This window comes from Thalassomonas sp. RHCl1 (assembly GCF_947387555.1).
Lineage (GTDB): Bacteria > Pseudomonadota > Gammaproteobacteria > Enterobacterales > Alteromonadaceae > Thalassomonas.
The window spans coordinates 132,240-153,210 of the sequence record NZ_CANDNZ010000011.1 but is presented as its reverse complement, the minus strand read 5'-3'; the positions used below and the strand labels follow the sequence as shown (position 1 = coordinate 153,210).

The window sequence follows — 20,971 nt, the reverse complement described above, 5'->3', positions numbered from 1 at the left end:
AATAATCAAATGAGCAAAAATGTATTGGTAACTTTTTTTATTTGTTGCGGCCTGTTAACCGGTCTCTCAGGGTGCTCTATGATGCAGGATGAACCTGAGTTGGCTGCCAGGGGGGAACCGGCAGCAAACCAGCCGTCGCCGGAAGCAACAATTCCTAAATTTGAAGAACACTTGCATGAGTGGCAGGATATCAAGCCCGGATTAGAACGCCTGGTTGCCATTGAAGGCGAGTTAACGGAATTAATTGGGCAACTGAATGAAATTGTGCAGGATAATGAAAATGCGGCACAAGCAGCGGCAGCACAGCAAACCGCTAGCCAGAGTCAGCCCAAAACAGCACCTGCCCCGAAACCCGCCCAATTGCCTGCTGTGACTGCAAAAGCTGATATTGAGCCGGCGGCAGTGAAACAAACGCCAACTCAACAGCAGAAAGCTCCTGCCCGGGAGGCGGAGCAGAAAGGAGCACTGTATTACTCCCTGCAGTTATATTCCTTGTCAAATCATAAACAAGTCAGGCCAACCTGGTACAGGTTACAGCATAAACATCCGGCGTTATTGGGAAAACTGGATGCTGTTTTTGAAAAAATAAAAGTGAACAATAATTTATATTACCGGGTGAAAGCAGGTAAGTTTACTGCCAGTGCGAAAGCGGATGCCATTTGCAGCCAGCTTAAAGCCCTGGGCACCCAGTGCATTCCAACCGAATTTAAGGGCAAGCCGCTGTCGGAATTGAACGGCAGTTAATTATTGGCCGTTAATCAAAGCAGATAATATTTCGGCTAAGTATTAAATAACCGGCAAGACCCCTCACTCTCAGATAATGATGAACGAAACTATATGAATTTTAATATCCAGAGCATAGCGCAAAATATCAGATCAAAAAATTTCCATGCGGCGGAGCAGGACATCATAATGTTCATCGAAGAAACTATGATGACAGATCATGGCTTAATGGTGCAGGGAGAGGTTAATTCTTTGTTGCCTCAAGCCGGGCCGGGTAAAGAAGAGTTGATGTATACCTTCTGTAATAAGTTTGCCACCCTGATCACCGAATTATTCAGTGCGCCGGGTTATAAACCCTCTCCCAGGGCGGTTGATAGCTTTATCATTTATAAGATGAGTATTGACTGGATCTTTTCCGCCAGCATCTGGAACAGTACCGATGGTTTAATCGAGCATTTAGGTTTATATAAACCGGATAAATTTGGCCGCATTAAATTCAATGAAAAGCAGTTAACCCTGCTGTTAATGTTGATTGGTTTATCAAGCAAAATTCGTTTGCCCTGGAAAGAGGTGTTTAAGGCGGCTCCGGCCCTGGCGTTAACCACTTATATCGGCTTAATTACCCAGCCTATTCCGGCCTTGACCAATGAAACCAATAAAGGATTTAATTATCTGTTAGAGTCGGCGAAAGACCTGCCGATGTTAGACTTGCCCGTGACCGCTGATTTGGGCAAACTAAGTTATTGTTATTTTGCCTGTAGTTATGCCACCTCAAGCCAGAAATATGAATTTAAAAAATGGATGACGGCATTGATCCGGCATAACTTACCCTTGTGGTTATCTGACGAGGTTAAACACTATATTGCCGAGGTGCCGGCATATACGCCTAAACCTAAAATGAAAATTGCCGTGATCCTCGAGTCCTACTCAGAAATTCACGCCATGTTCCGCTCTTATAATCGTTTGCTGACAGAGCTTTCCCGCCACCACGAATTAATTGCCTATATTGAACCCCCCCAGGTCGAAGATAATGCGCTGGCGGTTTTTTCCAAGGTGGTTGAAATCAAAGATGTCTATGACGTTGACGGCAACGCGGCCCTGGTCGCAGCCGAATCGCCGGATTTGATATTTTATCCGTCCATAGGCATGCGGCTTTGGGCGATATGTTTAAGTCAGTTGCGCCTGGCGCCGAAACAACTGATGATGGGGGGACACCCCTCCAGCAGTTTTAGTCCGGAAATTGATGCCTTATTGATCCCCGGCAATACTTTTACGGCACAAGATATCCAGCCATATTACCAGGAAAAGGTGGTGATGACGGATATAACCAGCAATGACATGATTTTTCATACCATGCATGCGGATCTGAACGATGAATTTATCAAGGGCCATCATCACTTTTTACCCGATGGCGATGAAATAAGAATTGCCATCAATGGCGTGATGACAAAAGTCACTTATCCTGTGGTGGATATCTGTAAGCAAATCGCAATGGAAACCCGAAAGAAAGTGACCTTTGTGTTCTTTTCCGGCCATAAGGATAATCACCTGGCTTATTTATCGACTAAAAAGCAACTGGGAAAAATGCTCAAATCGTTTGAGTTGGTGAGTTTTAGCGGTTATTTAGATTATATGGAAGAGATCAGTAAGGCCCATTTATTATTGCCTACCCTGCCTTTTGGCGGCTCAAACAGTAATACCGATGCCATTATCTTGAATAAACCTAAGTTGTTCATCAAGGGAGGGCAGCAACTTTATACCCGTACCGATATCTGTATTTGGGACAAGCTGGGAATGGAGCAAGAGCTGGGGTGTGACTCGATCCCTGAGCTGGTCAGTAAAGCGGTATCTTTGGTGGAAGACGAGGCTAAAAGAAAAAGCCTGTATGAGCTCATGTTAGAAAAACAGTGCTTCCACCATATCTTTAATACCGATGTCGATAAATATGCCGCTTCGATGAAGCAGCTGTTTGATCAGGCATTAATTGATTAGCCGTTGTTTTGCCTCCCCTTTCATTGTGCGTTATCAACCGTTGTGAGGGGATAAATCCAGCCAAAGGTTTTCATAATCTTCATTGACACCTTTGGCCAATAATTGTTTATCCTGGTGATAAATATTATTGATAAAATTTGTTAACCGGCTTGAGGCTACCAAGTGTTCTTTTGCTGGGGTTAACTGGCCTGCTTGATGGTTATTTTGTTTATTTTGTCGCAGTTTACCCCAGATATGTTGCTCGAAAACCTGTTGTTGTTCCGTTTCCAGATGCCAAAACGCCCTGTGATTTTCAATCAGGCCGCTGCCGTCTAACGCATAAGGGGCCTGGCTGTTAATCAAAGCCCTGGATTCGCTGGTGCCGGATTTTGCTTGTGAGCTGTTAATATTTCTTAACGGTGCCAGCTTGATACCCCTTTGCAGGCCGGATAAAAAGGCATGGAGCTTTTCACCGCTGAGCTTAGGATCATTATCCAGGAAGTGATAGCTTAACCGGTTTGTGCCGGTTAATTCCTGCTGCAGTCCACAAATGAGATGGCCGGGCAACAGGGAGTCGAGGAAGTTCGCCCGGCGAAATAAATAAGTTTCGTCGGTAAAATAAGCATAGCTTTTGCTGTAGCCCATTTTTGTGAATTCGGAATATAGGGATCTCAGGCTGGCCCAGATATTTCTGAAGACAAGGACAAAGGTGACGCCGTCCGGTAATACTTGTTGTAACCGGGCTATTTTTTCCAGGGGATCAATTTCTTCCATAATGGCGCGCATCGACAGGTTTTCACTGGAAATCCAGATCCCCTTATTTTGTGCACTGGCTGTTGTCGCCAGTTGCCGGAAAAATGCCTGGTAATCCGGACATTTTTGTTGGAAACCAAATCTCCCGGTGTAACGGAGGTCAAAATTCAACAATTCGGCAATGAGCGGGTTCATATACCAGTTGGCTTTTTCCGGTGACGGGCGAAAACCTATATAGTGAAACTGGTCTTGCTCCGACTCCGCCAGCATCGCCTGGATCGAAGTGGAGTAGGCCTTGGGGTTACCCAGGTGGCAGATAATGGTCATCTTTTTCCTGTTACTGTGTGGAGCAAAGCACCGACAGGTAGCCGGTATTTACTTAAGCTGTTTTGATTTCAGCATAACAGCGCTTGCTTTGCCACTATTTTAGCGTCAGCTATTGTATAAGGTGTTAAAACTTATATGATTAGTGTTGATAAACCTCTTTTCGGAGTCAATTATATGAGTGATTTCACTCTTAAGCATCATTTGAACAATAACGAAGTATCCGTTTATCAGGATCTGGTTAAACACCTGCATAATACGCCGATTCCGGACAATGAAATTCTTGCCAATTTAGGTTTGTTTTTATCCCGCAGTTCCCTGGGACGTATTTTGTTTATGGCTGAGCTGTACCAGCAAATGCTTTCTACTCATGGCGTAGTGATCGAGCTGGGCGTTCGCTGGGGGCAGAATCTGGCATTGTTATCCGCCCTGAGATCTCTTTATGAGCCCTATAATATCAGCCGTAAAATTATTGGTTTTGATACTTTTGCCGGTTTTCCCCATACCAATGAAAAAGACGGCACCGGCGCTAAGGTGGCAGACGGTGCCTATACCGTCTCCGAAAACTATGAAAAGGTGCTGGCGGATATCTTGAGTCTGAACGAGCAGTTAAATCCGAAAAGTAATGAGAAAAAGTTTGAGCTGGTTAAAGGTGATGTGCTGCAAACCTTGCCAAAATACCTGGCGGATCATCCGGAAACTTTAATCAGCATGGTTTATTTTGATTTTGATCTCTATGAACCGACAAAATTTGCTCTGCAGCAATTGTTGCCATACTGCTCGAAAAATACCATTTTTGCGTTTGACGAGTTGTGCTACCAGGACTTCCCGGGGGAAACCGTCGCTTTTCGTGAGGTGATGGGGGACAGGCCATTTGAGGTGATCCGCAGTCCCATCAGCCCGCTGCAGAGTTATGTCAAATTGTGCTAGTGATGAACTTCGGTCAAATCGACCCGGACTTAGGAGTAAATGGTGAGCAGAGCAAGTGATATTTCGGTTGAATCGGCGTTAAAGCAACTGGCGGAAAAAGGCTGGGTATTGATCCCCAGTGTTTATCCTGAAAGTTTGATGAAGGAAATCATCAGTGAATTTTATCAGCACGAACAGGCATTTATTGATATCCAGAAAAAGAAAGGCATAGCCGATAAGGTTATCGATGCCACCCATCATACCCCGGTGCTGTGTCGTAAAATGCTCAAACTGCTCGAGCCGAACAAAACCCATCCGATCCTTGAGCAATTCTTTGACGGTAAATATATTTTAAATACCATGGGGTTATCGAAAATTCGCCCCGGTGGTGAAGTTTATACGCAAAATATTCACCGGGATGTGCGTTCTTTTCACGGCGCCGAGAAACTATGGATCAATACCCTGATCATGCTGGATGACTCCACCACGGAAAACGGCGCGACCTGGGTGCTGGAAGGTTCGGAGCATAGCCCGGAAAAACCGGATGAAGAAAAGTTTTTCAAACAGGCGGTGCGGGCGGAAGGCAAGGCCGGGGATGTCTTGCTTTTTGACGGCCATATCTGGCATTGTGCCGGACAAAACCACAGCCGGGAGGTTCGCCATATTATCACGCCCTTTTTCTCCAAACCTTTTATCAAGCAGCAGCTGGATTATCCCAGGGCTTTTGGTCCGGACTTTGGCAACACCTGCTCAGCCCATTTGAAACAGCTCTTAGGCTACAATGCGCTCACCCCGGTTTCCCTGGATGATTTTTATCAAACGGATGAAAACCGCTTTTATCAAAGTGATCAGGGGTAATGATAACTTCCGGCTTTGCCACGCCTGAGTTTTTGCAGTTTTGTGGTCCGGTCATGCCCGCTTTTGTTGAACAAGGGCTGGCGGCAGCGGGCGGGCAAGAGGGGTTATTTCCTTATTTTATTACCAAGCGGGGTAATGACTTATTGCCGCAAAATTCACGGTTTGTGGTATCTCCCATCTGTTTTTCCGGCTGCAGCCGCTTCGATTTTAGGCAGGAATTGGCCGCCGGCGCACTGGCAAAAATGGATATCTCGGGAGGCTTCTTACAAAGCCGGGACTTAACCGAGCAGTCCCCGGGGTTGTACACCAGCGGAGATTTTATTTATTACCTGGACAGCCGGGGCAATTACCGCCTTGACTCGGGATTAGACGAGCAGGCATTGTTAAAAAACATGAAGCGGGACTCCCGTGCCCGGGTACGGAAAATTTTCAGTGCCGCACAGCAGTTTGAGCTAGTGAAGGCCGAAGCGGAGCTTGACTCCGCTATTGAGGTCTTTGCCAGGCTTTATAGCGATACCGCACAAAGGGCTAATTTTGGCGGCCAGTATCTTTTTACCCGGGAGCAGTGGCAGGTATTATTTTCCAGTCCCCTGTGGCAGTTGTTTTTGCTGAAATATCGGGGAGAAGTTGTTGCCGGTGCCGCGGTATCTCAGGTGGAAGGCGGTTATGACTATACCTTTATGGGCTATAAAGCCTGTGATCTTGATGTCAGCCGCGCCCTGATCGTCTTTATTTATCAATACTTGCAAAACAGCGGTGCCGGCTTTTTGGATTTGGGCGGCGGCATCAGCGAAGCAGACAGCCTGGCTAGGTTTAAGTCGGGCTTAGGTGCCCGCCTGGTGGCATTTAGCCGCGCCAGATTTGCCCGGCGCTCTGCACTGGATAGCAAGCTGGCCGGACAAAGCATAAAGCAAGCGTTAACTACCAGGTGGCCTTAATCTGCTTAACTTCTTCAGTAGTTGATATTTAAATCAAACAAGGTCAGGTATTCTCTTTCTATTCTTTTCACTCCTTGATGGACATGACTGACCATATGTTTGTACCAGTTAAATTCCGCCAGGGTATTGATCTCTTCATTATCATCCGAGCGGTAAAACAAACTGCCTTCGGGTTTTGCCTGATGAGGTAAATTATATTTATAACCGAAGACCTTGTGGTGCTTGCGAAACTTTTCATTGAGCCACAGGGGCATGCCGTGGTCGCTCAGGCCGCCGAATTCCAGGTTGATCAGGATCAGATCATAGTTATCCAACTCTAGATTATTAATGTCTAATGGTTTTACCTTGTTGCCATAAAGCTTTTTGGCGGCATCTTTAAAGTTTTTCCGGCATTCGAAACTTTCTATGGCTGCTATGGCGGCATTATCGCCATAGGGTAAGGAGCGGCCGAAAAAGTCGGCAATACGGGCCCGGTTTAGCTTCAACTCTGCAAAGAAGCGGTTAAATTCTTCTTTAATATTTAAAAAGTTTACACAATACCGGGACGGTAAGAGCTCACAGCTCATATGTACATCTAAGATGTCCGACAGCTGCTGCGGGTAATTGTCAGGAATTCTCATCGGGCTCCCTCCTTCAGCTTATCTTTTGCCATATTGTCAAATTGCGGAAAAATAATACGGGAAAATCCTGTCTTGTCATTTAAGGCTGTAACTTCCCTGACGCAGTGGATATTGGAATATTTCCAGATCACCAGATCGCCTGCTGCTACTGCGACGTCCCGGCCAAAGAGCAGTTCCTGTCCGGCATTATTAACAAAGTGAAAACCGCCCTGGTGATAGTCTTTGCCATAATCGCTGAGAAACAGCGTCAGCTGACATCTTTTCGGATCAAAGGCATGGTTTCCGGCGGGATCCGGCCTGAATTCTTCAAAAAAATCGGCGTGTTTTTTAACGGCAAAACCCGGGGAGACGGTGCGCGACAAGCGATATTGCAATACCAGTTCATCGCAGTTGCGGGTGGCAAAATACCTGGGCCTGCCTTCGACGATATTGCGGATTTTATTGGCTTCAATGGCGATATCGTGCAGCTCGTCATCCGGTGCCTGGTTCCAGATATTGATGCAATAGGAGCGGTCACCGGCGTTTGCCCCCTTGATTAAATAGTTAGGGGTGTGAAAGTTTACTGCGGTGTTTTTATGGAAGCGGTCGAAGTAATAATCCACTTCGCCACTGAGCCACCTTTGCTGGATTTTTTTAACCGCCTGCTTGGGCAGAAAATCTTTGATGACAAAATACCCCGGGCCTTGGTAGATGGCTGTTCTTATGTCGCGGATTGTTTCCGACTGATAAATATTTTCTTCAAAATTATACATGTTTGATCACCATGGCTTGTCCGGTGGGTAACTCCAGCGGCGCATAACCCTTGTCCTTAAACCAGGCCAGCTCTTTATCTTTTTGCGCACGGTGGGCGAAGAAACCAAAGTCATCCAATAAGATGATGCCGCCGGGGAGCAGTTTATCCCAGAGTTTCTCCAGGGTGCCAATTTCCGCCATCCAGCTGTTCATATCCAGATGGATAAACGCCACCTTGTCTATGGTGACACCTTCCAGGGTTTGGGGAGCGGCGCCTTTGATGATTTGTACCTTGGGGTATTGTTTGAACCTGTCCTGAACGAAGGCATGTAATTGTGCTTTTTGATGTTCATCCGGACTGATGGGGGAGTCGGCCGCTTGGTTAGGGTCTATGCCTTCAAAGGTATCGAACAGGTAGATATCCCGTTGCGCCAGCCGATCGGTAAAATATTCCATCATAAATTTCATTTTAAAGCCGCGGAAGGTGCCGAATTCCATGATCGCCCCTGGGGTATTGATGATTTGAGAAATACACCAAATCAGGGTATGTGCCCGCCAGGCCATGCCGATATAGGGCTCGCCGGTGGCCAGTTTGTTCATGCACCGCTGAAATTGCTCGTCTTCAAAGAAATGCATATTGCGGTTGCTCACAAACATGCCGTCACCGCAATAATGCTGCGGGTAGACTTCTTTGAGATCCGACAGGGCCTGATCGGCTTTTTGTTTTTGATAAATATTTTCGGGTCGGTCAAACATGATAACACCTGTTATTTATTATTAACGGCAACGAAATAGTGGAGATGGCGGCAGGTATCATCGACGGTTTCTATGATCTCTCCCTGATGTTTTATTTCCAGGCCGTTAAAAAGTTGCTGGTTATCGCCTGTGTAGGCCTGGATATATGTATCGTGGCGAAAACCGAGGAAATCTTTGGCAATTTTATACAGGCCGGGGCCGCTTTGCTTGGCATCGTTAAAAATAGTGTGCTTTTCGCCGAGCATGGAAAATATCATTTTTCCGCCGTTTTTGAGTACCCGGCGGCTTTCTGCGATATGGCGGCTAAAACCTGGCTTTGCATTATCAAGATAATAAATAGCGTTACAGGCCAGCAGATAATCGAAGTGGTTATCTGCCAGGGGAATATTAGCGGCTACCCCTTCGGCAAACTCAAGCCCGGGAAACTGTTGTTGCAATTGGGATACCTGCTCTGCCGATACTTCCAGGCCGCAAACCTCAAATCCCAAAGATTGCAGATAGGGAATATGCCTGCCGTGACCGCAGCCGAGATCTAACAGGCTTTTTCCCCGGTAATCATGGTCTAAGAACTGCACCGGCGAACTCGATGAAAAGACCCGGTGGACAAAGTTTTCGGGAAAATAATTGCCCTTGCCCTGGTTGGCCCGGTAATAACTCGCCCATTTATCTGAAGCATGCTGGTGTGACATAAATCTCTCTGCTGTTGGCTTATATTTGGCTTGAATCTGGTTTATGTTTGGCAATTCACTGTATTCAAATGTTTTTTGTGTACATCAAGACATCAATAATGGATAAACCCGAACGCTCCCCGCTCTGTAATAGCGGGTTTTGCCGGGTAAAATCCGGAAAAACAAAATTAAGCTTAATGCCGGCATCGTTAAAGTTTTCTTCCCGGTAAAGCGCCTTGCCGCCGGGTAAATTAAAATATTCACTGCCGCCAAGTTCGCGGGTGATATTGATAATGCGCTGTTCGGCACTGTTTTGCACCTGGTGTTGTGATAATTCAGAGGCATAAACAAAACGGGTATCCAGCGCCAAATAACCAGACATTTGTTGTAAACCATATCCCAGGTAGCGGGCTAAATTGTTTTCATCATAATCAAGCAGCTTTTCCAGCAGCGGATATAAATCGTGAAAAAAAGGCGCTTTGCTATAGCTGAGGCGGATTTGCTTTTTAATTTTATCCAGTGGTTGCTGCTCTGTGGTGCGTTGGTGCTGGTTGATTTTTCTGTTTTGACTGGCTTTTTGTACCGGTAGGGTAATGTTAGTGATCTGGCCGTGCTGCCAGATGCGGTTTTTATTGATCCAGCCACGTTTGATATAATTGACGTCATCAAAAATTACAAAGCAATCAACCGCTTTGATCAGTTGAAAATATCCCAGGTAAGGGAAAAAGTAGGGCTGCATTATCGCTACTTTCATCGGTTTTCCTGCTTTAGCGCCAGGCTGTTAATCAGGGTGCTGCAGACTTCTTCGACTTCTTCTTCCGTGAGATCGAAATACAGGGGCAGGCACAGCAGTCTTTGGGCATAACCTTCCGAAACCGGGCAGCTGACGGACTGGCCGCTGAAGGTGTCAGTTAAGGTATTCAGGGAAGGAGAAAAGTATCTTCTGGAGCCGATGCCTTGCTTTTTCAGTGTTAAAAATGCCTGATTGCAATCTGCCGCCGATTTAAAAATCACCGGGAAATATATCGCGTTCTGACTGGCTTCGTGGTGCCACAGCGGAAACTCAAAGTAGGGACAAAGCAGGGTTTTATAATAATCAAACAGCTGGTTTCTGCGGGCCAATATGTTGTCGATATCACCGAGTAGCGCCAGGCCCATAGCAGCGTGTAATTCGCTCATTTTGCCGTTGATGCCCGGACCGGAAATATGGCCGTTCTCTGGTGCTATACCAAAATTGATCATCCGGGCGGCCTTCCGGTAGTCTTTTTCTTTATTGAAGATCACTGCGCCCCCTTCGACACAGTGAAACAGTTTAGTGGCATGAAAACTTAGGGTGGAGGCGTCGCCGTAGCTTAAGATGCTGCGCTCGCCGAGCTTAATGCCAAAAGCATGGGAGGCATCATAAATCAGCTTTACTTTTGTTTTTGCCTTTATACGCTCAAACGCCTCGACATCGCAAGGGTTGCCGTAAACATGTACCGGCACCAGGGCACTGGTTTCACGGTTGATGGCAGCCAGTGCCTTATCCGGACACAGGTTCAAGCTTTTTGTCTCGATATCGGCAAAATTGGGATGAATGTTTAACCATTGCAAACTGCTGCTGGTGGCGATAAAGCTATAAGGGGTGGTGACGGCATTGCCTTTAAGGTTAAAGGTTTTATAAGCCAGCTGCAGTGCCATGGTGCCGTTGACCACAGGCAGCAGGTATTTTACTCCCAGGTATTGCTCAAGGGCAGCTTTGAGTTGCTGTACCAGGGGACCGTCATTGGTTAACCTCTGGCTGTCAAAAGCCGTTTGCAGATATTGCTGATATCTGTTCTGGTCGGGTAGATAAGGCTTATTTAGCGGGATCATTTATTTTGCACCAATTCCTGCAAATATAAGCCGTAACTGTTCTGGCTCATGGATTTGGCGATATCCGTGACTTGCTCCGGCGTCAGCCAGTTATTGTGCAGGGCGATTTCTTCCAGACAGGCAATTTTAAACCCCTGTCTTTGCTCTATGGTTTGTACAAACTGACTGGCGGCGATCAGGCTTTCATAAGTGCCGGTATCCAGCCAGGCAAAACCCCGTCCCAATAACTCAACCCTTAAGTCGCCCCGGGCCAGGTAAAGGTTGTTAATACAGGTGATTTCCAGCTCGCCCCGCGCGGACGGAGCAATGGATTTGGCTAGCTCCACTACCTGGTTATCGTAAAAATATAAGCCGGTCACCGCATATTTAGATTTAGGTTTTTCCGGTTTCTCTTCGATAGAAAGTACCGCCATGTTGTCGTCGAACTCTACTACACCGAAGCGCTCGGGGTCTTTCACCGGATAGGCAAAAAGCGTCGCTCCCCGGGTCTTTTTTCTTGCCTTGATTAACTGGGGACTGAAACCCTGGCCATAAAAAATATTGTCGCCCAGCACCAGGCAGACACTGCTTTTGCCAATAAACTCTTCGGCAATAATAAAGGCCTGTGCTATGCCGCCGGGATCCGGCTGCACCGCATAGGAGATACGCAAGCCAAATTGCTGGCCGTCTGCCAATAAGCGCCGGTAGCCGTCAATATCTTCCGGGGTTGAGATCACTAATACTTCCCGGATCCCTGCCAGCATCAGCACCGACAGCGGATAATAAATCATTGGCTTATCATAAATAGGTAATAACTGCTTTGAAACGCCTTTAGTGATCGGGTACAAACGGGTTCCCGAACCTCCGGCTAAAATAATACCTTTCATTTAACTGCCTTTTAAAAACTTATATTGATGATTATATAGCTTATTTTCCTACATCTAGATACCAGTGGACGGTTTTTTTAATACCGGTTGCAAAGGTTTCTGTTGGTGTCCAGCCGAGTGTTTTGGCTATCTTAGTGGCATCTATGGCGTAGCGGATATCATGACCGGGCCTGTCGGTCACAAAAGTAATTAATTCCCGGTAGTGTTTGATGCCGGTGATAGCCGCAGGTTTTATTTCATCCAAGAGGCTGCAGACCTGCTCGATAACCTCCAGGTTGGTGAGTTCGTTGTGGCCGCCGATATTATAGGTTTCCCCTATTTTTCCCTGCGTGGCGACCAGGTAAAGGGCGCGCACATGGTCATCGACATAAAGCCAGTCGCGTATTTGCTGGCCGTCGCCGTATACCGGCAATGCTTGCCCTGTTATCGCCCGCTCTATGATTAACGGGATCAGCTTTTCCCGGTATTGATACGGGCCGTAATTATTGGAACAGTTAGTGATCACCGCGGGTAAATCATAGGTACGCAACCAGGCCCGCACCAGGTGGTCACTGGCCGCCTTGGAGGCGGAATAGGGAGAGCTGGGGGCATAGGCGGTGCTTTCGGTGAACAAGTCGGTGGAGTCTGCCAGATCGCCGTATACTTCATCGGTAGAGACATGGTGAAAACGAAAATCTGCCTGTGCCTGTGGCGGCAATTGTTGGCGGTAGCAGCGACAGGCTTCGAGCAGGGTATAAGTGCCGAGAATATTGGTTTCAATAAAAGCCGCCGGTTTATCTATGGAGCGGTCAACGTGACTTTCCGCCGCCAGGTGCATGACAAGGTTTACCTGGTAAACCTTAAGGATACGATCCAGTTCGGCGCGGTTGCAGATATCGACCTGTTCAAAGGCATATCTCGGCTTATCGGCGACAGCGCTCAGGGCGGCTAAATTACCGGCATAGGTGAGCTTATCGACATTGATCACCCTGTGTTCTGTGTGTGAGATCAGGTAGCGTATCAGGGCCGAGCCGATAAAACCGGCCCCGCCGGTCACCAGAATATTCATGTTAGCGTTACTGTTTATAATACTTCGGCGACAAAGGACGGAATAAAGGTGGTTGCCGTCGATAATACCTGCATAGAGCCAAATTCTATGATCCTGGCATTAACGGTATAACCCCTTTCATTGCCGATCACTACGCCGGATAAGACATAGTTTAATGTTTTGGAATTCATTACTTTAGTCATTTTCCGGCTAAAAGAAAACTCCCCTTCGCTGTTCATTTCGATACCGTTCATTAAATGGATATCCATCACAGGAATACCGTATTCTTGTACCTGGCCGAGCAAGCTTTCGCTGATCAGGTTGCCCAGGCGGCTGCCTTCTTCCAATGAGGAGTCTAAACTGACAAAACTGGCCACTGCCACCGGCGATTTCAGCTCGGTGCGTGCCATATTATTGAATAAGTCATGGGCCAGTTTATCGGTATAGTCGCTGACCATTTTATGGGTATGGAAAAACGGGATCACTTCCTGATCATTGAGCACAAAGGGCACCGACTCATCGGTTAATTCCGGCTCTTTATTTTCCCCGGTGGCCTCCTGCTGGATTTCCTTGAGCAGGGTGCAGGAGGTTAAAGCGGCCACAGCAAAGACACTTAACACCAGTGTCTGCAACGTTTTTTGAGTGTTATTAATAAAATTCATCATAATATCTCTTCTTACTGCTGTTAAAGGCTATTCCCGGACCGAGGAAGATTTCAATGAAATCTCATTGATCTTGGGGGGCGGTGAAACCTGGTCTTCCAACATTACCGAGTCGACGACATCGAAGGGCACAAAAATCTGCGCCGAACTGATCAGGGCGGTGGTGGCAAGATCCACCACCCTGGCATTGAGCAGGTAACCGCCCCGGTGCCGGGTCATGGTGCCGCTGATAATATTGGTGGCGGAGGTCTGGCTTAAAATTTCATTATAATCTTCCGTCTGGAAGAACAAGTCACCGGACTCCGACATGCGGATAAAGCCCCGGGCCTTAATGTCGATCACCGAGAAACCGGTGCGGTTGACTTCATGGGTCATGGCTTCGGTGACCTGACGCCCGAAATGATTGGTTTTATTGAGATCTGAATCGAGCAGCGCCAGATCCGATATCACAAACACCGCATCATTATCGGGGAAATCGATATTGGCAAACAAATCCTGGGTCAACCATTTTACATAATGGTTGACGTTTTTAATCAAGGGCTTGTCGTAATAACTGACGGAATGATCGTCTTCGTTATTGTGCTTTACCGGTTCAAACTTATATTTTTCCGGTTTGTGGTCTTCTATTACCAAAGATTGCTCCTGGCTGCTGCAACCGGCTAAAAGTCCTAACATGATCAACATTAACTTTTTCATATCTACCTCATTTACCTTCACGGTGGAGCATATTGTTGCGCAGGCTCACCTGGTTTGACGACCAGGCGGCGCTTGTCGGGAAGAACTCGCGCGCCGCACCGACAATTTCACTGCTGCTGATCTCTATTACTTCGGCATTGACCATAGCACCGCCGTCAAGCTCGGTGATGGTGCCGGCAATCACGTATTCCGCCTGGGCCTTGCTGGCGAGCTCCTTGATATCCCGGGATAGAAAGTAGGAAGCGTTAGGGGAAATGGAGACCGCTTTTGATGCCTTATGTTCAACCACCCTGGCGCTGTACTGTACCAGTTCGGTTTTCATGCTTTCTGCCAGCTGGTGCCCCAAAAATCGAAAGGCATTCGGCTGGCTTTTATAACTTAGGGTATCTGACCAGACAAAAGTGGTGATCAAGGTGGGTTTGTTGCGGTAGTCATATTTCTCCGATCTCAGTAAGCCGGTGATCAAGGACGACAACTTATTGTCAAAAATTGCCGTTGCCGGCATTTCTTCATTTGAGCCAGGTGTGACCGAGTCAAGAGTTTGACAACCCATCAACCCGATGCAAGTGACTAACAATACAGTATAAAATTTATTCATTTTAACAACCCCGGTTTCTGTCTGGGTGCGCTTTATTTATCTCTGTGCAGATAAATGCATAAATAAAGCCAACTGTGCTGCTTTTTGCTGACAAGTGAAAAAAATTGCCAAAAGGGAGAGAGAATTCCGGCTTATAGTATAGCCGGAATGATTAACTGTTTGTCGCTGGTGAAATGAAAGTTTTATGCCACAAGCCCACCTTCGCCGGCGAGCTTGTGGTTTTAATTATGAAGCGGTTTGCTCTTGCTGTGAATATTCGTGTTTGCTAGCAAAGTTGCTTAATAATTTTAGCGTTATGAAAATAATGGCGATAGGCAATAAGGTCAGGTAAAACGCCGTTTGCCCGTCAAAGGCAGAGAATACCAGGCCGGTGATCAGTGAGCCTGTGGTGCCCCCCAGCGCCGAGAATAATACGATCAAACCCGTCATGGCGGCATGCTGTTTTTTCGGTAAGGCGCTTAAAATCACGGAATTAATTGCCGGATAAATAGGCGCCATAAACAAACCTATGCAGGGGAATAACCAGGCCACCAGCGGCAGGTTTTGCCAGGTGACATTATCTGCCAGGGTAACATCCCGGGTCATGGGCAGGGTCAATAAAATCAGTACCGACATAAAGAGTAGGCAGGTATTAAGCAGGGCGTACCAGCTGATGCGTTTTAACAGGTAACCGGCGCTCAGGCGGCCTATGGCCAGGCAGGCAGCAAAGATGCTGGTAACCTGAACACTGATATCTGTCGGCAGTTTTAAAATTTCATTATTAAAGGTCGGTAACCAGGTGCCTATGCCTTGCTCGATCAGCACATATAAAAATGCCGAAATCACAAAAACGTAAACCATAGGTTTTTTTACCAGCTTGAGCATGGCGATAAAGTCCGCCAATGCCGAAGCTGGCTCGCTGTCTGCTTCGTCATGCTCATGCTGTTTAAAGGGGGTGGATAACAATAATAAGATGTTGAGCACACCTAGTACTGCCAGGTAATAATAAACCTCAAGCCAGGACTGGGATTTGGGTTCGTCAGGATTGATAAATAAACCAAAGATCCAGTAACCGGATAAGACACCCACCATAAAGAAGCCCTCTATGGTATTCATAAAAGAGGCATGGGACTGGCGGTTTTCGGTAATTAACCCTACCGTGGCGTATACGGATACTTTGACCAGGGCAAAGCCGACACCAACCGCTAAAAACAGGATTTTAGTCATGGCAAAACCGGGAAATTGCGTCATCGCCAGGCAGGCCAGGGTGACGATGACCAGGCCCGTGACCAGGGAATTTCGGTAACCGAACCTGGGCAGGTAAGAGGCGACCAGGAAAGAGACCACAGCGATGGGCAAGTCTTTGAAGCCTTCGAGTATGCTGGCGGCGGACTTGGTTACCTCGTAATTTTTGATGACCTGGAGGATCACTATGCCGACGCTGTTGAGCAGGATGGCAAAGACAAAGTACGTTAATAGCAAAGATAATTTAATACGCCAGTTATTCATATGAATCCTCTTATCCCCTGATATAAGGTTACAGCTAATTGTCTGAAACTATAAATAATCTCTAAACCCTGTGCATTAACCCCAAGATCAATTGTATTCCCGATATAAAACATCCCCATTCTAGAGGGTAAAAATATTTTTTGCAAACGTTTGCAAAAGGCGGGAAAATTTGTATGATTATTTTAAGCAATAAACATTTTTAAAGGGTTCTACCTTGCAAACTTTCCATAATACGGATGCCGCAGCCGATAGCCGTGATTGGCAAATCACCCTGGCTGAGCTTGAGCATCTTCCCCTTGCGGTAACCGAAACGCTTTTTGCCCTGGGCAACGGCACCCTGGGTACCCGGGGTACATCCGGGTACCGGCATCCCGATTTTATCCGGGACTGTGAAGGCAGCTACATCAATGGCGCCTATGTCAGCGAGCAGATCCATTATGATGAGTCTGCCTATGGTTTTGCCCGTTTCAACAATAAAATGCTGCAGGTTGCCGACAGCAAAGGTATTGCCCTGTTTGCCGGTAAGGAAAGCGGTGACAGCAGTGCTGATCAAGCCTTTGCCGTGAAAGAAGTGCAAAGCCGCTGTTTGAATATGAAAACCGGTGTTTTTGAAGAATCTTTGTTGCTGGCCACACCTTCGGGACAGGAAATTAAACTCCACACCCAACGCTTTCTTTGCCAGCACAATAGCCACTTGATGGTTAATGCCTTTACGGTTGAGCCGCTGGCATTTCGCGGGCCGATCACTTTAGTTTCTACCATTGAAAATAACCTGGCCGAAAGCGAGGCCAGTGACGATCCTCGGGTAGGAGATTTATCTGTTGCCGAAAAACTGACATTGCGTGCCAGTGAAGTCGGCGAGAACATCAGTTATCAACTGCAGCAACTGGACTTGCCAAACAGCCTGATCTGCCATGCTATCAGCCACAGTTTTAATGGTAAGGCTGAATTTATTGGCGGCGAGTCCGGTGAAAGGGTAGGGTTAACATGTCGTTACCAGCTGGACCTTGCTGAAGAAAACCTGAGTTTTTGTAAATACAGCGTTATTTCACATGCTTTTGTCGAAGGTAATAGCGAAGGTAATGCTGCCGAGCAGGGAGCGGAACTTATCCAACAGGCAAATGCCGAGTTAGCGCAGGCCATGGCTTTGGGATATGCCGGTCACTTGCAGCAACATAGCCGACTTATCGGTGAGTTCTGGCACAACAGCGATATTGAGATTGCCGGTAATGGCGAACAGCAAAAGGCGATCCGTCTCAATATGCTGCACCTGTATATGTCGGCGGGTCGCGACGGCCAGCGCAATATCGGCGCCAAAGGCCTGACCGGCCCGGGTTATGACGGCCATTACTTCTGGGATTCAGAAATTTATATTATCCCTTATTTCATTTACACCCAGCCGGAAATTGCCCGCAGCCTGTTATCCTTCCGTTTCCGCGGTTTGGCTAAAGCCAGGCAACGTGCGCTGGAAATGGGCCATGAGCAGGGGGCTTTATTCCCCTGGCGTACTATCGGCGGCGAAGAATGTTCTTCCTATTTCCCCGCGGGTACCGCGCAATATCATATCAATGCCGCGGTCGCCTATGCCGTGCGCCATTATTTTTCCGCTACCAGCGACTGGGACTTTATCTGGAGCGAAGGGGCCGAATTGGTGTTTGAAAGTGCGCGCCTGTGGTCGTCCCTCGGACATTTCAATGCTGCCAGAGGCGGCAAATTCTGTCTCGACCTGGTAACCGGGCCGGATGAATATACCGCGCTGGTCAATAACAACTATTACACTAACGTGATGGCAAAAATCCATTTGGCTTTTGCCTGCGATTTGGCGCGGCAAATGGGGCAACAGGCGCCGGAAAATTATCAGCGGCTGCTTAAGCAATTAAATCTTGATGAGCAGGAGCTGGCTTTGTGGCAGCAAATTGCCGACAACATGTATTTGCCCCATGATGAAAAACTCGGTATTTCGCCGCAGGATGACAGCTTTTTGGCCAAGAAATCCTGGGACTTTGCCGGGACGCCCAAAGACAAATATCCGCTGTTGTTAAACTTCCATCCTTTGGTGATCTACCGCCACCAGGTATTAAAGCAGGCTGATGTGATCCTGGCCAACTTCCTCCAGGACGACATGGTGCCGCTGTCGCTGAAAAAGAACAACCTGGCGTTTTATGAGCCGTTAACTACCCATGACTCGACCCTGTCTGCCTGTACCCACAGCATTGCCTACAGCGAAGTCGGCGAGCGGGAGCAGGCGTATCATTATTTTGAAGAAACCGTGATGACGGATCTGGCCAACCTGCATAAAAACAGCCATTACGGCGTGCATACTGCTGCCATGGCGGGATCCTGGATGTGTATCACCCAGGGGTTTGCCGGTTTAAGGGTTCGTAATGGCAAAGCCTGTTTTAATCCCTTCTTGCCAAAAAGCTGGCAGGGGGTGAGCTTTAAACTGCGCTTGCTCGGCTGTCAGCTGCAGTTGACCATGAGCGGAGAAAAAGTCAGTTACCAGTTGCTGACCGGCAAATCTTTGCGCCTGCAACATGGCCAGCAAGAAATTGTCCTGACACAGGATAAACCGTCACAAGACTTTTCATTAACAGCGGAGCACTAACCATGACAGTTAAAGCCTTTATTTTTGATCTTGATGGTGTGCTTACCGATACCGCTGAGTTCCATTTTATTGCCTGGCAAGCGACCGCCCATCATTTGGGACTGGAATTTACCCGGGAAGATAATGAGGCCCTTAAAGGGGTTGACCGGGTCGGTTCATTGCAGCTGATCCTCGACAAAGGCAAGCTCACCGTCAGTGAAGAGCAATTCGAGCAGTTACTGGCGGACAAAAATAAACACTACCTGGAGCTGATTAATGATATCAATCCCGGTAACTTGTTCCCTGGGGTATTGGACTGTTTTGCCGTGCTAAAGGCAAAAGGCATTAAAATCGGCCTGGCTTCTGCCAGTAAAAATGCCGCTTTTGTCGTCGACAAATTGGGGATCGCGGATTTATTTGATTTTATCGGTGATGCCGCTTCGGTGGCCAACAGCAAACCGGCTCCGGATATCTTTTTATCGGTAGCCCAGGGGTTGGGGCTTGCGCCTGAAGATTGTCTCGGGGTGGAAGATGCCGTGGCCGGGGTCAGTGCCATTAAAGCTGCCGCTATGTATGCCGTGGGCATAGGCGAAAAGTCTGTGCTGACACAAGCGGATATTGTTTTCCCGACCACAGGGGAAATGGACGTGCAGCAGCTACTTAGCTGATACCACCTAGGATAATAGGGCTTAGCCGGATATGCTGGCTAAGCCCTTTTTTACGTACATGACTGAAAGGATTCAGGAAGTAGGGTGAAGCAGTGGGCCAGAACTGAGAATGTACGGTCAGCTTACCGGCTCCCGGTGTAAGTTAACGACTTGCATCCCTTCAAGTTTGTTCGCTCGACTGGCGGACAATGAGTTCCACTTCCAGCAACTTAGATTCAATCGGTTTATTCTCGATTTTTTTCAGCACCTTACTTACCAGTAACTCACCGGCAGTCGTGGTATTTTGTCTTACCGTAGTCAAAGAAGGTGAGCTGAACGCCGACATGGCGATATCATCGAAACCGATAATGGCAATTTCTTCGGGAATGGCGACTTTTTGCTCATGCAAATATTTCATCACCCCAAGGGCTATGGTATCGCTGACGGCAAAAATACCGTCGATTTTTGGATGTTTGCCTTCCAGATAATTTTTGATCTGCAAATAACCGTCGTTTGAGGTCAGGTCGGTTTTGAGCCTTAACGTCGGCTCCAATTCAAGTCCGGCTTCTGCGCAGGCATCCTGGTAACCCAGCCAGCGCTGTTCTAGCTCGTTATGCTCTATATCCCCCATAAAGGCGATATTTTTACAGCCTTTATCAATCAGGTGTTTGACCGCCAGGTAACCGCCTTTGCGGTTGTCACTGCCGATGGTGGTGTAGTTTTTATTGGCAAATTCCGTCCCCCAGACCACAAAAGGCACATTGTTGCTGGCCAGGGCTTCGATGCGCGGGTCATGCTCTCCCTGACCGACGATGATCAGGCCATCTGCCCGGCGGGATTCAAAATAATAATTGTTCCAGTCACCGGTGGCGGTTTTGGTGGTGGTCAGCAGCATGTCATAGCCAAACTTAGTGAGCTCATCCGCTATGGTACCCAATAACTTCATCAGGAAGGGATCGGAAATCGACTGTTCGGTATTTTGATCGAACATGACAATCACGGCTATGGTATGGGTCTTTTGGGTGCGCAACTTACTGGCGGTGGCATTGACGCTGAAGTTGTGTTCCTGAGCCAGCTGTTGGACAAAATCCCGGGTTTTCTGGCTCACCAGGGGATTATTGCGCAGCGCCCGGGATACCGTCGACTGGGAAACATTGGCCATTTTGGCAATGTCGGCAAGTGTTTTAATGGTCTTTTCTTTCATGACGGAGATTATTGCATATTCAGCAAACATTACAATCACCCTTATATCATAGTCTTGAAATCGATTGCATCAAATTCTGATTAGCTCTTTGCA

Annotated in this window: 21 protein-coding genes; 7 read left to right on the top strand and 14 right to left on the bottom strand. The window is 47.5% G+C overall.

Going from position 1 to position 20,971, the window contains the following annotated elements; genetic code table 11:
* Nucleotides 1-78: 78 nt before the first annotated feature.
* Together QL234_RS24755 and QL234_RS24750 are read left to right on the top strand one after the other, a co-directional pair.
* Complete coding sequence (locus QL234_RS24755) at nt 79-744, top strand: SPOR domain-containing protein (protein WP_281560435.1); 666 nt, start codon at nt 79-81, stop codon at nt 742-744.
* Nucleotides 745-837: 93 nt separating this feature from the next.
* Nucleotides 838-2,715, top strand: a complete 1,878-nt coding sequence (locus QL234_RS24750; RefSeq protein ID WP_281560434.1) for a hypothetical protein — start codon at nt 838-840, stop codon at nt 2,713-2,715.
* A 33-nt stretch (nt 2,716-2,748) separates the two neighbouring features.
* Here the strand turns inward: QL234_RS24750 and QL234_RS24745 are convergent, their stop codons facing one another.
* Nucleotides 2,749-3,774 (bottom strand): hypothetical protein, encoded by a 1,026-nt coding sequence (locus QL234_RS24745; protein ID WP_281560433.1) that lies wholly within the window; start codon nt 3,772-3,774, stop codon nt 2,749-2,751.
* 174 nt (nt 3,775-3,948) lie between these two features.
* Between QL234_RS24745 and QL234_RS24740 the strand changes: the two genes are divergently transcribed.
* The 3 genes from QL234_RS24740 to QL234_RS24730 are packed head-to-tail and all read left to right on the top strand — an operon-like array spanning nt 3,949 to nt 6,476.
* A complete protein-coding gene (locus QL234_RS24740) occupies nt 3,949-4,701 on the top strand; it encodes a class I SAM-dependent methyltransferase (protein WP_281560432.1) in 753 nt (250 codons plus the stop codon).
* A 39-nt stretch (nt 4,702-4,740) separates the two neighbouring features.
* Nucleotides 4,741-5,538 carry a phytanoyl-CoA dioxygenase family protein gene (locus tag QL234_RS24735; RefSeq protein WP_281560431.1) on the top strand — a complete coding sequence of 266 codons (798 nt, stop codon included), beginning with the start codon at nt 4,741-4,743 and terminating at the stop codon, nt 5,536-5,538.
* Nucleotides 5,538-6,476, top strand: coding sequence for a GNAT family N-acetyltransferase (locus QL234_RS24730; RefSeq protein ID WP_281560430.1), 939 nt, complete (start codon nt 5,538-5,540; stop codon nt 6,474-6,476). The genes QL234_RS24735 and QL234_RS24730 overlap by 1 nt, the downstream gene beginning before the upstream one ends.
* 14 nt (nt 6,477-6,490) lie before the next feature.
* On the opposite strand, the gene QL234_RS24725 is transcribed toward QL234_RS24730, so the two are convergent.
* From QL234_RS24725 to QL234_RS24670, 12 genes are all read right to left on the bottom strand, one after another.
* On the bottom strand, nt 6,491-7,096 hold the full coding sequence (locus QL234_RS24725) for a hypothetical protein (protein WP_281560429.1): 606 nt from the start codon (nt 7,094-7,096) through the stop codon (nt 6,491-6,493).
* A complete protein-coding gene (locus QL234_RS24720) occupies nt 7,093-7,848 on the bottom strand; it encodes a hypothetical protein (protein WP_281560428.1) in 756 nt (251 codons plus the stop codon). The genes QL234_RS24725 and QL234_RS24720 overlap by 4 nt, the downstream gene beginning before the upstream one ends.
* On the bottom strand, nt 7,841-8,584 hold the full coding sequence (locus tag QL234_RS24715; protein ID WP_281560427.1) for a TylF/MycF/NovP-related O-methyltransferase: 744 nt from the start codon (nt 8,582-8,584) through the stop codon (nt 7,841-7,843). Before QL234_RS24715 ends, QL234_RS24720 begins: the two co-directional genes overlap by 8 nt.
* A gap of 11 nt (nt 8,585-8,595) precedes the next feature.
* Nucleotides 8,596-9,273, bottom strand: coding sequence for a class I SAM-dependent methyltransferase (locus tag QL234_RS24710; protein ID WP_281560426.1), 678 nt, complete (start codon nt 9,271-9,273; stop codon nt 8,596-8,598).
* Nucleotides 9,274-9,337: 64 nt separating this feature from the next.
* Entirely contained in the window at nt 9,338-10,006 is a 669-nt protein-coding gene (locus tag QL234_RS24705) for a WbqC family protein (protein ID WP_281560425.1), read from the bottom strand.
* The gene (locus tag QL234_RS24700) at nt 10,003-11,106 is read right to left on the bottom strand and encodes a DegT/DnrJ/EryC1/StrS family aminotransferase (RefSeq protein ID WP_281560424.1); all 1,104 of its coding nucleotides are present in this window, start codon (nt 11,104-11,106) and stop codon (nt 10,003-10,005) included. Before QL234_RS24700 ends, QL234_RS24705 begins: the two co-directional genes overlap by 4 nt.
* Nucleotides 11,103-11,972 (bottom strand): glucose-1-phosphate thymidylyltransferase RfbA, encoded by an 870-nt coding sequence (gene rfbA, locus QL234_RS24695; RefSeq protein WP_281560423.1) that lies wholly within the window; start codon nt 11,970-11,972, stop codon nt 11,103-11,105. The genes QL234_RS24700 and rfbA overlap by 4 nt, the downstream gene beginning before the upstream one ends.
* Before the next feature lie 40 nt (nt 11,973-12,012).
* The gene (rfbB, locus tag QL234_RS24690; RefSeq protein ID WP_281560422.1) at nt 12,013-13,020 is read right to left on the bottom strand and encodes a dTDP-glucose 4,6-dehydratase; all 1,008 of its coding nucleotides are present in this window, start codon (nt 13,018-13,020) and stop codon (nt 12,013-12,015) included.
* Nucleotides 13,021-13,034: 14 nt separating this feature from the next.
* The gene (locus tag QL234_RS24685) at nt 13,035-13,664 is read right to left on the bottom strand and encodes a FlgO family outer membrane protein (protein ID WP_281560421.1); all 630 of its coding nucleotides are present in this window, start codon (nt 13,662-13,664) and stop codon (nt 13,035-13,037) included.
* A 27-nt stretch (nt 13,665-13,691) separates the two neighbouring features.
* Nucleotides 13,692-14,357, bottom strand: a complete 666-nt coding sequence (locus tag QL234_RS24680; protein ID WP_281560420.1) for a FlgO family outer membrane protein — start codon at nt 14,355-14,357, stop codon at nt 13,692-13,694.
* Between the two features lie 7 nt (nt 14,358-14,364).
* A complete protein-coding gene (locus tag QL234_RS24675) occupies nt 14,365-14,955 on the bottom strand; it encodes a FlgO family outer membrane protein (RefSeq protein ID WP_281560419.1) in 591 nt (196 codons plus the stop codon).
* A 225-nt stretch (nt 14,956-15,180) separates the two neighbouring features.
* Nucleotides 15,181-16,443, bottom strand: a complete 1,263-nt coding sequence (locus QL234_RS24670) for an MFS transporter (RefSeq protein WP_281560418.1) — start codon at nt 16,441-16,443, stop codon at nt 15,181-15,183.
* 214 nt (nt 16,444-16,657) lie between these two features.
* Between QL234_RS24670 and QL234_RS24665 the strand changes: the two genes are divergently transcribed.
* Both QL234_RS24665 and pgmB read left to right on the top strand, forming a co-directional pair.
* Complete coding sequence (locus tag QL234_RS24665; RefSeq protein ID WP_281560417.1) at nt 16,658-19,048, top strand: glycosyl hydrolase family 65 protein; 2,391 nt, start codon at nt 16,658-16,660, stop codon at nt 19,046-19,048.
* 2 nt (nt 19,049-19,050) lie between these two features.
* Entirely contained in the window at nt 19,051-19,695 is a 645-nt protein-coding gene (pgmB, locus tag QL234_RS24660; RefSeq protein ID WP_281560416.1) for a beta-phosphoglucomutase, read from the top strand.
* A gap of 160 nt (nt 19,696-19,855) precedes the next feature.
* Here pgmB and QL234_RS24655 read toward each other — a convergent pair whose 3' ends face one another.
* Nucleotides 19,856-20,908: a LacI family DNA-binding transcriptional regulator gene (locus QL234_RS24655; RefSeq protein WP_281560415.1), complete on the bottom strand. Its 1,053-nt coding sequence runs from the start codon at nt 20,906-20,908 to the stop codon at nt 19,856-19,858.
* Between the last annotated feature and the right edge of the window lie 63 nt (nt 20,909-20,971).